We start from the raw sequence: 13,490 nt of genomic DNA, 5'->3' as shown, positions 1-13,490 counted from the left end.
GGGACTTTTTTATGAATATATGCTGAGGTTTACTTCAGCGCTTCTTTAATTCTTGATATTGCTTCTTTAATTTCTTTTACTGACGCCGCATAAGAAATACGAATACAGTTTCCATTACCAAAAGCATCTCCCGTAACGGTAGCTACATTTGCTTCTTCTAGTATGTACATAGAAAAATCAGATGCATTATTAATTTGCTTGCCTCTCAAGGTTTTTCCAAAGTAAGCGGTAACATCTGGGTATACATAAAATGCACCTTCTGGTTCATTACATTTAAAACCTTTAATTTCATTCAATAGGCTTAAAATGAGTTTACGTCTTTCTTTAAACTCATCAACCATATACTTTATTCGTTCTGGTGATTCTTCTAAAGCTGTAATAACTGCGCGTTGTGCTATACAGTTTGCACCACTGGTTACTTGACCTTGTAATTTGTTGGTAGCACGTGCAATATATGCAGGAGCACCAATATATCCAATTCTCCATCCGGTCATCGCAAATGCTTTGGCAACACCGTTTACCGTAACGGTACGGTCATACATATCTTCAAATTCGGCCATGGAGGCGTGTGCTGTAACACCATAGTTAATGTGCTCATAGATTTCATCGCTGACCACTATAATTTGAGGATGTTTTTGAAGTACGTCCGCTAGTGCACGTAATTCTTCTTTACTATAGATAGACCCACTTGGGTTACAAGGAGAACTATACCATAACATTCTGGTTTTTGGTGTAATAGCGGCTTCCAACTGCTCAGCGGTCATTTTAAAATCATTCTCTAAAGTAGTTGGGACTTCTACCGGTACACCATCTGCTAATTTTACGATATCGCTGTAACTTACCCAGTAAGGACAAGGTAAAATTACTTCGTCACCTGCGTTCAATATAACTTGGGCAACATTGTATAAGGATTGTTTAGCTCCTGTTGAAACAACTATTTGAGCAGGCTCATAATTTAAATTGTTATCTCTTTTGAATTTGGTTATGATAGCTTTTTTAAGGTCTACATATCCATCAACTGGAGTATAGGAATTATAATCTTCGTTCACTGCTTTAATTGCAGCTTCTTTAATGTAATCTGGAGTATTGAAATCTGGCTCGCCTAAGCTAAGACCAATAATATCTTTACCTTCAGCCCTAAGTTCACGGGCTTTAGCAGCCATTTCTAAAGTAGCTGACGGTGTAACACTGTTGATTCTGTCCGAAAGTTGATTGCTCATGGGTACTCTTAATTTCTAGTATTGTAAAGTAGGCTCTTTGCCCAACTCTTTTAAATGTTTAAAGTGCGAAATTATAGCTTTTCTTGTAGTTTTATACTCGTGATAAGGTAAATTAAATTCCTGTGCCGTCTGTTTCACAATTTTTGAAATTTTTGTGTAATGTACATGGCTAATGTTAGGGAATATATGGTGTTCAACTTGATGGTTCAATCCGCCGGTAAACCAATTTACTATTCTATTTTTGGTTCCGAAATTTACAGTGGTAAACAGTTGGTGAATGGCCCAAGTGTTTTTCATGGTACCAGATTCATCGGGTAAAGGGGTGTCCGCATCATCAACGATATGAGCTAGTTGAAAAACAACGCTAAGAATTACACCTGCAACGTAGTGCATTAAAAAGAATCCTATTAATATTTTCCACCAAGCAATATCTAAAATAAGCATAGGTAGTACGATCCAAATGGTGATGTACAATATTTTGGTAATGATAAGTGTACTCCAGTTCATGGTAGCACTAGGTAGTTTTCCGTAAGATAATTTACGCTTCATATAGCGGTACATTTGCTGAAAATCTGTGGTTATCGCCCAGTTGAAAGTCAAAAGACCATAAAGAAATACAGAATAAAAGTGTTGAAACTTGTGGTGTTTCTTCCATTCGGCATGTTTGGAAAAACGTAAAATTCTACCAGCCTCCATGTCCTCATCATGTTCATGAATGTTCGTATACGTATGGTGAAGTACATTATGTTGTACTTGCCAGTTATAAACATTACCTGCCAAGATGTAAATACTGCTTCCCATTAATTTATTTACCCATTTTTTGTTAGAATAGGCTCCGTGGTTACCGTCATGCATTACGTTCATACCAACACCTGCCATACCTATTCCCATAACTATGGTCAAAAGAACATTGGCCCAGTTGGGTAGACCTAAGGTCAAAATCAAAAAATAGGGGGCAAGAAACAAAGCGAACATGATTACCGTTTTAAGGTGTAATCGCCAATTACCTGTTTTTTTAAGTTTATTTGTTTTAAAGTATTCGTTAACTCTGCTGTTTAAAGTTTTGAAGAACTTGGCAGAATCAGTTCTAGGGAAACGAATGGTATTTTGTTCCATAATTCGGTAATCTTTTACTTAATATAATGTAATTGAATCTATAATAGTTTGAAAGCTTAATTAAAAGCCAAATCTTTGCACGAGTGAATATACTAATTAAATCTATTTACAAATATACGGATGACTGCTGAAATCATATTTGAAAATTTTCCCAATTTATCTGAGGATCAAAAAAGAAAATTCGAAAAACTAGAGGAACTATATAAAGACTGGAACCAAAAAATTAATGTGGTATCCAGAAAAGATATAGATGAACTTTATTTAAGACATGTTTTGCATTCTTTGGGAATTTCAAAATTTATTCAGTTTAAAGAAGGTTCATCTGTTTTAGATGTGGGTACAGGTGGTGGTTTTCCCGGTATACCATTAGCTATCTTTTTTCCAGAGGTTGAGTTTACTTTGGTAGATTCAATAGGAAAAAAGATAAAGGTAGTAAATGAGGTAGTTGAAGGATTACAGCTAACCAACGTAAAGACCATTAATGCAAGGGTAGAGGAAATACCTGACCGATTTGATTTTATCGTAAGTAGAGCAGTAGCGGCGATGCCTACTTTTGTTCACTGGGTAAAGGGTAAAATCAAAAAAGAATCAAAACACGATATTAGAAACGGAATTCTCTATTTAAAGGGCGGGGATCTGCAAGATGAATTAAAGGAGTATAGAAATGCAGAAATCTTTGAATTGACCAATTACTTCAAAGAAGATTTTTTTGAAACTAAGAAAATGGTCTATCTGCCTTTAAAGTATAAAGGGTAGTTAAAAGTGTTACAACAAAAAAGAGCTATAATATGCCTTTTTGTATTTACGTGCAAATTCCTTTAAGTTGTTCCAAATATGTATTTGAATACATGTGATATGTAATTTTAAATTGTCAATAATCATAAGCAATTGATTTTAAATGAGGTACAAAGTTCGGCAAATCACATTGAGTTTACAATTAATTAACGTTAAATTTACATTGATATTGTGTTAGTGAGGTGTTAATTTAGTTGAATAAATAAAAAAAGGTCCATCAAATTCATTTGATGGACCTTTTTTAAGCTTTGAAAAATTATTTATTTACTCCATGGTGGTACCACGCCATTAGTTCTTGCATAAGCTATTAATTGCCCTTTGTGCTCGCCATTGTGTTCCATAATTGCCAATAGGCCGCCAAGTTTGTTTGACTTCATAAATCCGAAATCAACTTCTTCGTCTAAAGTGCCATCTTCTACTTTCGTAATGTTTTTAAGTACAAATTCATTAGATATTTTTAGGGCGGCTATAATATTTTCTTTTCCTGTAATTTTACTTAATCCCATGATGTCTATATCCTCTGGCGGGGCAAAGCCTAGTTTTGAGGCAAGGAAATAATTGGCACCTGCTACGTGCAAAAGCGCTTCTCCTACAGAACTTATACCTTCTGCCGGTCTCCAATCATATTTTTCTTCAGGGAAAGCTTCGGCAAGTTGAACAACCTGTAATTGATTGCCTGTTAAAACTGCTTGAATGCTGCTTTGTGTTAGTCCGTCTTGGGCAAAAGAGATACAGCTGGTTAGAAGTAAGGTGAATAGTAACTTTTTCATAATAAGTGTGTTAAGGTTGATGTTAAGAATGTATAATCTATGTAATTTACTTTAAAGGTAAGGTAAATACAAAAAAAAAGGCTGAAATTAATTTCAGCCTTTTTAGTTGTTTTTTTATCCTAAAAAAGGATATCTGTAATCTACAGGAGTAACGAAGGTTTCTTTAATTAATCGAGGTGAGACCCAACGTAATAAGTTTTGAGCTGATCCGGCTTTATCATTTGTTCCAGAAGCTCTGGCTCCTCCAAACGGTTGTTGTCCTACAACGGCACCAGTTGGCTTGTCATTGATGTAGAAATTACCTGCACAATTTTGTAATGTTTTGGTAGCTTCATCAATAGCGTATCTATCTTGAGAAAGAACAGCACCTGTTAATGCATATTCAGAAGTTTGATCGATTAATTGAAGGGTTTTGCTCCAATCTTTGTCATCATAAACATAAACGGTTACCACAGGACCAAATAACTCGGTTTCCATAGTGGTGTATTTTGGATTTGTCGTTAAGATTACCGTTGGCTCTATGAAATAGCCTTTAGATTTATCAAAACCACCACCTGCGTAAATTTCCGCATTTTCATCTTCCTTGGCTTGGTTGATGTATTTCACCAATTTATCAAAAGAACCTTCGTGTATTACCGCAGTAATAAAGTTGCTCATATCTTCTGGTGACCCAGGTTTGTTAAATGAATCTATATCTGCCTTTACGTATTCTAAAATCTCTTTTGAAGTGGATTTTGGTAAGTACACTCTTGACGCTGCGCTACATTTTTGACCTTGAAATTCAAATGCACCTCTGGAAATAGCGGTTGCTACTTGTTTGGTGTTGGCTGTTGGGTGTGCCAGAATAAAATCTTTACCACCAGTTTCTCCAACTATTTTAGGGTATGTTTTATAGGTGTGGATATTGTTACCTATTTGTTTCCATAGCTCTTTGAAAACATGCGTAGAACCTGTAAAGTGTAATCCTGCAAAATCTGGGCTGGACAAAACAGTGTCGGTTATCATAACTGGGTCACCGTAAACTACATTGATCACTCCGTCAGGTAATCCAGCTTCTTTAAATATGTCTACAATAACTTTTGCCGAGAAAATTTGGCTGTCACTTGGTTTCCAAACAACCACATTGCCCATCATAGCTGCACTAGCCGGTAGGTTACCCGCAATAGCAGTAAAATTAAATGGGGTAATGGCGTATATGAAACCTTCTAATGGTCTGTATTCTACTCTGTTCCAAATACCTTCGGCAGAATCTGGCTGCTCTTCGTAAATTTGAGACATGTACTCAACATTGAAACGCAAAAAGTCAATTAATTCACACGCCGCATCAATTTCTGCTTGATGAATGTTCTTTGATTGTGCGATCATTGTAGCCGCATTAATTTTTGCGCGGTACGGTCCTGCAATTAGTTCAGCAGCTTTCAAGAATATGGCAGCTCTTTGTTCCCAAGTTAGGTTGGCCCAAGCGTTCCTTGATTCAAGACAGTTGTCTATAGCATCCTGTATGTTCTTTTTATCTGCAGTATGGTAAGTGCCAACTATATGTTTATGGTCGTGCGGAGGGGACATCGGTTTGGTGTTACCTGTACGTACTTCTTCTGAGCCAATGTACATAGGTACATCGACTTGACCGTTAAAATATGTTTTGTATTGTTCTAAAACCGCTTCTCTTTCTGGTGATTCAGGAGCGTAGCTTTTAATAGGTTCATTAATAGCTGTAGGAACTTGAAAAAATCCTTTACCCATTGTCAAATTTTTTAAATTAAAAAGTTGACCAAAGGTACTAAAAGGGGATAGGACTAAAAACTAATAAAAGATTAAAAGGGTTTAATTGAGAGCAAAAGGAGCACTAAATTTAAAAGTAGGTATGTAAACCCTAAATTTTTGGGCGTTGCTCATAATTACCATATTGTAATGGCCTTTCATGGCGCCAATAGGTGAGGTCAGTAAACATCCAGAATTGTAAGTGTGCGATTCTCCTGGTTGAATAACAGGTTTTTTGCCGATAACACCTTCGCCGTCCAAAGTTTCCATATCATTTAAGGAATCATATATTTTCCAATGACGAGAAGTTAACTGTACAGCATCTTTACTTTGGTTTTCAATAGTAATGGTGTACCCAAAAGCATAATGCATTTTGTAGTTTTTAAAGAACGTGCCTTCAAAAGTTGTTTGTACCGATATCTTTATGCCTTTAGTAACTTGTGTTATCATCATATTTAATATGTAAATACGCTTTGTGCTATTAATATGGTTATAGCTATTATGCCTAAGATAAAAAATATCGTGTTTAGGAAAAAATACTTTATAACCGTTTTAACTCTTCCTTGCTGATAGAAATTGCGCATTGCTTTGTAAAGGTAGAAAGCGAAAATTAAAATAAATAATCCTTCACTACTAAAATTGAACACTGCATTGAGCAAATTGCTAACAATGAGCAAGATAAATAATAATGACTGATTGTGAAAGCTAAAGATTAAATGATCGGTATAAGTGTATTTTTTTCTGATATAGACCAACCAAATGAAGAAAGAGAAGAACGGAAGAAAGAAAAATGTTGTAAATGGAAGTTTGGAAAATAAGGTATTTAAAAATGTTCCTGGCCGTTTTTCTATTTCCACCAAACTATTGGCAAGGTTAAAGGCCATTTTGTTTTCCCTAGTGCTGGGTATACCAAACTTTTCTGTACTCTCATCAAAATAGTAAATGGTATCATGTTTGATCGTTGTATTGAAAAAATCAATTTTTTTAAAAAATCTATCCGATAAACCGTTGGTGTCTATTTGATTAAAATAAGATTTCGGATTTGCCAGAACCATAGAGTCTTTTTTGTCTATGGTATTTTTTAAGTACTTGTTTAGTTTTAATGAATCTATTTGTGCCAGTGCAATTTTTCTCTCCGCTTCATTTTCGAATTCCAAATTGTTGAATTCCGTATTTAAATCTATAAAGGGGCGTTTGTTGGCAGAACCGAATTTATTGAAAGATTCAAATTCACTATTAATGCTTAATATTAAAAAGTAGATGATAGACAGGCTTAGTAAAAACCTAAAAGGGTTTGTGTAAGACAATCGCCTGCCTGAAATATATTCTTTAGTGATTTTGCCAGGTCTTAATAAAAGGGCTGCCAAGGTTCGCCATAACTTAGAGTCGTACGATACGTAATTGGCTAGAAATTCTTCGAAAAAATCTAATATGGTTAGCCTTTTAGTGCTGTTGGCCTGAGAACAATTTGGGCAATACTTGTCACTTAATTCTAACGGGTGTCCGCAATTTAGGCAGTCAACACCTCTGTATTTTAATTCGTATCTGCCTTTTGGTTGGGTGGTTGGTTTGTTTTCCATAAATGATGAAAAACGTAAATATACAGTTAGTTCGTGATATTTCTAGAATTGGCAGAGCCTATACCTATAATACTATCGTACATATCTCCAAAATTTCTATAATATACCAATACCAAATAGGTGTTCTCGGTAAAATGAAAATTACCGCCAACTTCGTTTAGTTTTATTTTATCGTCACTCTTTATAGCGTACTTGTAGTTGTAAAAGCCTTGTTTCATCTTTAAAGTGGCCTCTAGCATTCCGTTCTTTTCATTGTAGACCATTTTATTTTCTTCTGTTAGGGCGTAGTTATTGAATTTTCCAAAAACATAAACATCGTCTAAGGCAATGAACTCTGTATAGGGTAGACTAAAATGGACGTTTGTGTATTCAGCTTCTCTAGAGGCGTTATCACCTTGTAATGTTCTAACAACAAAATCTCCATTGATATCCGGAAAGTAAGTGTAGGGTTTGTCATTTCTAAAATCGTCGGAGAAAAGATAGTGGTTGTACAAATCGGTAAGGTCAATACTTGAGATCTGGGAACTTGGAGCTCTAAGGTCGCTAGTATCAAAAAGTAAAAATTCATTGCCGCCATAAAAAGCCGTTTCTTGGTCGTATTTATATACTAGCTCGCTTCCTAAGGTGTATTGTGGGGCTATGTTGGTGATCATAGTGGGCCAATAGTGATTCTGTAATATAGCAACTTTTACTTCTTTTTTGGGGTTGATCAATCTGGTGGATCCAGAATTTATACTGAATTGAACTACTTGTTTTTCGTTGATAAAGTTAAAGTCCCGTGATCGTTTTATTTCGGTACCAACGGTTACCACATCTTTATAGACAACAAACCTTCTTGAAAACTGTATTTCGTTATAACTGTTATATACTTCTAAAAGATAGTTGCCGCTAACCTTTAAGCGTACATTGTCATTGGGTATGGTTAATTGGTAGTTGGAGTATGATTGTAAGGTGCTATAGCTATTCTCGTAATCTGTGATGCGCTGGTTGTCAACTCCGTCTAAGAATTGAGACTTAAGAAGGGAAGAGGGTGTCCAATCGTAATCGCAGTGTACTATTTTGTAATAATAATCTTGTTCGTTTGCAAGGATGTCATCAAATTCCAAATAGAGTGGTTCTCCAATTTTAATAACAGGAAATTGATCTTCAGTGGGACCTTTGAAAACTATTGATTTAATATTTTCGGGCGGATTTACCTCTACTTGAACTTGGGCGATCAAATTCTGTAAAAATAAAAGACAAATAAAGTGTTGGAAGAAAATGCGCATTGTACCCCGTTTTTTTTGAGTAAAGGTAAACAAAAAGGATGCCTAAAAAATATAGCTCGTTCTATTGTCTAATTTATGGGACAATAATTATGAAAACGAACTTTTTGTACTTAAATTTGCTCAAATTTTGATAACCTAAAGGTCTACACGCACATGTCAAAAGACATTCGAATTAAGAAAGGGCTCAACATTAATCTGGTGGGCGCCGCAGAACAGACTACTTCAAAAGCTGTTTTAAGTAATGTTTACGCAATACAGTTAAGTGATTTTCACGGAATTATTCCTAAGATGATGGTAAAACAAGGTGCCGAAGTGAAAGCGGGCGAGCCTTTGTTCTATAACAAAAACATAGAGAGTATGGTTTTTGTTTCGCCGGTAAGTGGTGAGCTCATCGAAATTGAAAGAGGGGATAGAAGACGTATTTTGACCTTAAAGATATTAGCGGATAAAACACAAGAGGTACTTTCAGGTGCTGCTATAGATGTAGAAAATGCATCTAAAGAAGAGTTGAAAGCAACGTTGTTGAAAAGTGGCTGCTGGCCATTTATCAAACAAAGACCTTATGATGTAATCGCAAATCCGGATACTACGCCTAAGGCTATTTTTATTTCCGGTTATTCAAGTGCTCCGTTACAGGCAGATTTGAATTATGTGTTACAGGGTAAGGAGAAAGAATTGCAAACTGCCATAACTGCACTTGGTAAGTTAACGCCAGGTAAAGTTCATGTTTCGGTAGGTTCAAGTGCTTCACCACTATCATCTATGAAGGGTGTTGAATTGCATAATGTATCTGGTCCCCATCCTGCAGGGTTGGTGGGTACTCAGATCAATAGAGTTGATCCTATCAATAAAGGAGAGTTGGTTTGGACCGTATCTCCACAAGATCTTATTATTATAGGTGAATACTTGCTTACGGGAATATACAATCCGGAGCGTGTTGTAGCCCTTGTTGGGTCTTCTGTGAAAGCACCAAAATATTATTCAACAAAGATAGGCTCTGAAATCTCTACATTTCTTTATGCAAGTGGTGTAAATGAAGAAAACTTTAGGGTAATCAATGGAGATGTACTTACAGGTTCTAAAAGTAAGCCAGATGGCTTTTTGGGATACTATAATAATACGGTATCGGTTATTCCGGAAGGGGATGATTATGAGTTTTTTGGATGGAACAAGCCGGTTTTTGATAAAGTTTCAGCAACTAGGGCTTTGACGTTCTCTTGGATGCAACCTAACAAGAAATATGATTTAAATACCAATACTAACGGGGAGCATAGGGCTTTCGTGGTAACGGGGCAATATGAAAAAGTTTTTCCAATGGATATTTTTCCAATGCAGCTTTTAAAAGCATGTATGGTGAAAGATTTGGATGAAATGGAGCAATTAGGTTTGTACGAAGTGGCTCCTGAAGATTTTTCGTTAACTGAGTTTATATGTATTTCTAAACAACCGCACCAGAAAATTATTCGTGAGGGGTTAGATTTATTGCAAAAAGAAATAGGATAAGAAATGAGTTTAAAAAGCAAATTACACGAACTTAAACTGAAGTATCAGGGTAAGAAAATGGCTCCTGCCTTTAATGCCATTCATACTTTTTTGTTTTCGCCAGATGAGACTACCCATGCAGGTGGTACACATGTTAAGGCGGTAGATGATTTAAAGCGTACCATGAACACGGTAATTATGGCGCTGGTACCGGTGTTGATATTTTCAATGTTCAACGCGGGTTATCAATATTATTCTGCTATCAATGGTTTTCCAGAGGAATTTTCGTTGATGAACGATTTCCTTACTTGGGATAATTTTTGGATCGGTATTATTAAGGTTTTGCCATTAGTTGTGGTTTCTTATGCTGTAGGTCTAATAGTGGAATTCATTTTTGCTGTTATCAAAGGTCATGAGGTAGAAGAAGGTTATTTGGTTACCGGTATGTTGGTGCCATTAATTGTTCCTGTAGATACACCGCTTTGGATGTTGGCGGTAGCCGTAGTTTTCGGTGTTGTGATCGGTAAAGAGGTTTTCGGTGGAACGGGAATGAATATTCTTAATCCTGCCTTAACAATTAGAGCATTTTTATTCTTTGCTTATCCAACTTGGATGAGTGGTGATAAAGTTTGGGTTTACGGCGCTAGAGAGCGTTCAGAAGAGATTCTGGCAGGTGCTACAAATGTAGATGCTTACTCTGGGGAGACCATATTAGGATTTTTAGCGCAAAACAAAGGTGCGGAGATGTCCTATTCTGTTTCGGATATGTTCTTCGGATTTATTCCAGGTTCTGTTGGTGAAACATCTGCTTTCCTGATTTTGCTAGGAGGTTTGTTTTTGATATTCACAAAAATCGCTAGCTGGAGAATAATGCTAAGTGCTGTAATCGGTTCATTGGTTATGGGCTTAATATTCAATCAAGTTGTTGAATTTGGTTGGGTTGCAGAATCTAGTAAGTTCTACGGTTTAATGAGTTTTGATTTCTGGAAACATTTAATTGTGGGTGGTCTTGCCTTTGGTATTGTTTACATGGCAACTGATCCTGTAACTGGTTCTCAGACAAATAAGGGCAAATGGTACTATGGGTTCTTTATAGGGTTTATTTCTGTAATGATCCGTGTATTCAACCCTGCATACCCAGAAGGTGTGTTCTTAGCTATCCTATTAATGAACGTATTTGCACCTACAATTGATCATTATGTGGTTAGGGGCAATATCAAGAATAGAATGAAAAGATTAAAAGATGCTACTATCTATCCAAAAGATTCAGATGGTAAGGCAGAAGAACTTAAAGCTGAAACAGTTTAATTATGGCTAATAAAACAGATAGTAACGTTTATACAGTAGTTTTTGCTGCTGTTATGGTTGTGGTAGTTGGTTCAATACTTGCATTCTTGGCATCGGCATTGCGACCAAATATCAAAGAGAATGAGCGTTTTGAAAAACAACAGAACATTCTATATGCAATGGGTGTTAACGAAAATGGTGATGATGCCGGTAGCGTTAATTTTATTCCAACAGATGTAGTTGAAGACGAGTTTGCTAATTATATCAAAGAGCAATTGGTAATTCAAGGTGATAAAATCACTGAGGACAATGAAGCTTATTTGATTGATTTAAAAAAGCAATTGGCGAACATTAAAAAGGGAGAACCTTATAAGTTGCCAGTTTTTATCGGTGAGAAAGATGGGAAGAAATTCTACATCATTCCTATGTACGGTAAAGGACTTTGGGATGCTATTTGGGGCTTTATCGCTTTAGATGATACTATGACGGTTCAGGGTGTTTATTTTGATCATAAAGGTGAAACGCCAGGTTTAGGTGCCAACATTAAAATGCGTTATTTCATGGATGATTTTAAAGGTGAGACCATACTTAATGGAACTCAATACGCTGGTATATCCGTAGCAAAGGGTAATAACGACCCATTGAATAAAACAAAAGATGATAATGAAGTAGATGCCTTGGCGGGTGCTACAATTACCGGTAACGGTGTTTCTGCTATGATCAGCGAAACTGTCAAATTATATAAACCTTATTTAGAAACAATTAGAGCAAAGTAATATGGCACTACTATCAAAAAAAGATACAAATCTTATTACAGATCCGTTAGCGGATAACAACCCTATTACCATTCAGGTATTAGGTATCTGTTCAGCATTGGCAATTACGGCAGAATTAAAGGCATCTTTGGTGATGGCAATTTCTGTAATGTTCGTTTTGGGTGCGGGTAATGTTGTAATCTCTTTGATGAGAAACATTATACCTTCAAAAATTAGAATTATTGTTCAACTAATTGTAGTTGCTACATTGGTAATTATTGTGGATCAAGTGCTAAAGGCATTTGCTTATGAGCTAAGTAAAACCCTGGCGGTTTTCGTAGGGCTTATTATTACCAATTGTATTATTATGGGACGTTTTGAGGCATTTGCATTGGCAAACGGTCCTTGGCGTTCATTTTTAGATGGTATTGGTAACTCTTTAGGTTACGGTGTTATTCTAATCATCGTAGGGTTCTTTAGAGAACTTTTAGGTTCGGGTACATTGTTCGGTATTCCGGTTTTAGGTGATCCAATTGAAAAAACAGGATTGTACGCTACAGGTTATGAGAATAATGGTTTTATGATTATACCACCGGCAGCGTTAATAGTTGTTGGTATTATCATTTGGGTACAACGTTCAAGAAATCCTGCGCTTGTAGAAGAAAATTAAACGACATTTAAGTAGAAATTATGTTAGAACATGTAGAATTATTTTTTAAGTCCATCTTTATAGATAACATGGTATTTGCCGTGTTCTTGGGGATGTGTTCTTATTTGGCGGTATCAAAAAAAGTTGCTACTGCTGTTGGTTTAGGTGCTGCTGTAATATTCGTATTGGCGGTTACCGTACCAATGAACTGGTTATTGGATAAGTATTTACTACAGGATGGTGCCTTGGTTTGGTTAGGACCTGAGTATGCTGATTACAATCTTAGCTTTTTATCGTTTATCTTATTTATCGCAACCATTGCAACAATGGTGCAATTGGTGGAGATTGTAGTTGAGAAATTCTCACCTTCCTTATATAACTCATTGGGTATATTTTTACCGTTGATTGCTGTGAACTGTGCAATTTTGGGTGGATCGTTATTCATGCAGGCAAGAGAGATAGAAACTTTTGGTTTGGCATTTAATTACGGAGTGAGTTCTGGAATTGGATGGTTCTTGGCTATTTTGGCAATTGCTGCCATTCGTGAGAAAATTAGATATAGTAATGTTCCTGCACCTTTAAGAGGTTTAGGTATTACATTTATCATTACTGGTTTAATGGGAATTGGTTTTCAAAGTTTCGGTGGTATGTTGACCGGTGGCGGTGATGATGCTGAAGAGGCAACGGAACAAGTAAATCAAGTAACTCAGCCAGAAGTGGTTGCACCAATTGAAGAAGAGGTAGTAGTAGATAAGAACGAAGAAATTGACGAAAAAGTGATTTCTTATAACGACGTAAACAAATAAT

At 36.1% G+C, this 13,490-nt stretch carries 13 protein-coding genes; 6 read left to right on the top strand and 7 right to left on the bottom strand.

Translation table 11 applies throughout. The annotated features are described in order from the left end of the window. Positions 1-29: 29 nt before the first annotated feature. The gene (locus YQ22_RS03845; RefSeq protein WP_071340130.1) at positions 30-1,220 is read right to left on the bottom strand and encodes a pyridoxal phosphate-dependent aminotransferase; all 1,191 of its coding nucleotides are present in this window, start codon (positions 1,218-1,220) and stop codon (positions 30-32) included. Positions 1,221-1,235: 15 nt separating this feature from the next. Beyond that, on the bottom strand, positions 1,236-2,336 hold the full coding sequence (locus YQ22_RS03840) for a fatty acid desaturase family protein (protein WP_058106052.1): 1,101 nt from the start codon (positions 2,334-2,336) through the stop codon (positions 1,236-1,238). Positions 2,337-2,456: 120 nt separating this feature from the next. On the opposite strand from YQ22_RS03840, the gene rsmG reads away from it, so the two are divergent. Then, positions 2,457-3,092 carry a 16S rRNA (guanine(527)-N(7))-methyltransferase RsmG gene (rsmG, locus tag YQ22_RS03835; protein WP_071340129.1) on the top strand — a complete coding sequence of 212 codons (636 nt, stop codon included), beginning with the start codon at positions 2,457-2,459 and terminating at the stop codon, positions 3,090-3,092. A 299-nt stretch (positions 3,093-3,391) separates the two neighbouring features. Here rsmG and YQ22_RS03830 read toward each other — a convergent pair whose 3' ends face one another. The 5 genes from YQ22_RS03830 to YQ22_RS03810 form a co-directional block, all read right to left on the bottom strand. Beyond that, positions 3,392-3,901 carry a DinB family protein gene (locus YQ22_RS03830; protein WP_071340128.1) on the bottom strand — a complete coding sequence of 170 codons (510 nt, stop codon included), beginning with the start codon at positions 3,899-3,901 and terminating at the stop codon, positions 3,392-3,394. A 114-nt stretch (positions 3,902-4,015) separates the two neighbouring features. Then, positions 4,016-5,644, bottom strand: a complete 1,629-nt coding sequence (pruA, locus tag YQ22_RS03825; RefSeq protein ID WP_071340127.1) for an L-glutamate gamma-semialdehyde dehydrogenase — start codon at positions 5,642-5,644, stop codon at positions 4,016-4,018. Positions 5,645-5,725: 81 nt separating this feature from the next. Further along, positions 5,726-6,112 carry a Co2+/Mg2+ efflux protein ApaG gene (apaG, locus tag YQ22_RS03820; RefSeq protein ID WP_058106077.1) on the bottom strand — a complete coding sequence of 129 codons (387 nt, stop codon included), beginning with the start codon at positions 6,110-6,112 and terminating at the stop codon, positions 5,726-5,728. Between the two features lie 5 nt (positions 6,113-6,117). Then, the gene (locus YQ22_RS03815) at positions 6,118-7,242 is read right to left on the bottom strand and encodes a DUF3667 domain-containing protein (protein WP_071340126.1); all 1,125 of its coding nucleotides are present in this window, start codon (positions 7,240-7,242) and stop codon (positions 6,118-6,120) included. Positions 7,243-7,268: 26 nt separating this feature from the next. Beyond that, complete coding sequence (locus YQ22_RS03810) at positions 7,269-8,510, bottom strand: type IX secretion system plug protein (RefSeq protein WP_071340125.1); 1,242 nt, start codon at positions 8,508-8,510, stop codon at positions 7,269-7,271. Positions 8,511-8,663: 153 nt separating this feature from the next. Between YQ22_RS03810 and YQ22_RS03805 the strand changes: the two genes are divergently transcribed. From YQ22_RS03805 to nqrE, 5 genes are read left to right on the top strand one after another with little or no spacing between them, the layout of a single operon-like run. Beyond that, positions 8,664-10,013: a Na(+)-translocating NADH-quinone reductase subunit A gene (locus tag YQ22_RS03805; RefSeq protein WP_071340124.1), complete on the top strand. Its 1,350-nt coding sequence runs from the start codon at positions 8,664-8,666 to the stop codon at positions 10,011-10,013. 3 nt (positions 10,014-10,016) lie between these two features. Beyond that, on the top strand, positions 10,017-11,300 hold the full coding sequence (locus tag YQ22_RS03800) for an NADH:ubiquinone reductase (Na(+)-transporting) subunit B (protein ID WP_058106059.1): 1,284 nt from the start codon (positions 10,017-10,019) through the stop codon (positions 11,298-11,300). A gap of 2 nt (positions 11,301-11,302) precedes the next feature. Further along, positions 11,303-12,055: a Na(+)-translocating NADH-quinone reductase subunit C gene (locus tag YQ22_RS03795; protein WP_058106060.1), complete on the top strand. Its 753-nt coding sequence runs from the start codon at positions 11,303-11,305 to the stop codon at positions 12,053-12,055. 1 nt (position 12,056) lies between these two features. Then, on the top strand, positions 12,057-12,704 hold the full coding sequence (locus YQ22_RS03790) for an NADH:ubiquinone reductase (Na(+)-transporting) subunit D (RefSeq protein ID WP_036156129.1): 648 nt from the start codon (positions 12,057-12,059) through the stop codon (positions 12,702-12,704). Between the two features lie 20 nt (positions 12,705-12,724). Beyond that, on the top strand, positions 12,725-13,489 hold the full coding sequence (gene nqrE / locus YQ22_RS03785; protein WP_058106061.1) for an NADH:ubiquinone reductase (Na(+)-transporting) subunit E: 765 nt from the start codon (positions 12,725-12,727) through the stop codon (positions 13,487-13,489). Position 13,490: the final 1 nt, after the last annotated feature.

It is taken from the genome of Maribacter sp. 1_2014MBL_MicDiv (assembly GCF_001865655.1).
Classification (GTDB): domain Bacteria; phylum Bacteroidota; class Bacteroidia; order Flavobacteriales; family Flavobacteriaceae; genus Maribacter; species Maribacter dokdonensis.
This window is presented reverse-complemented; position numbering and strand designations above follow the sequence as displayed.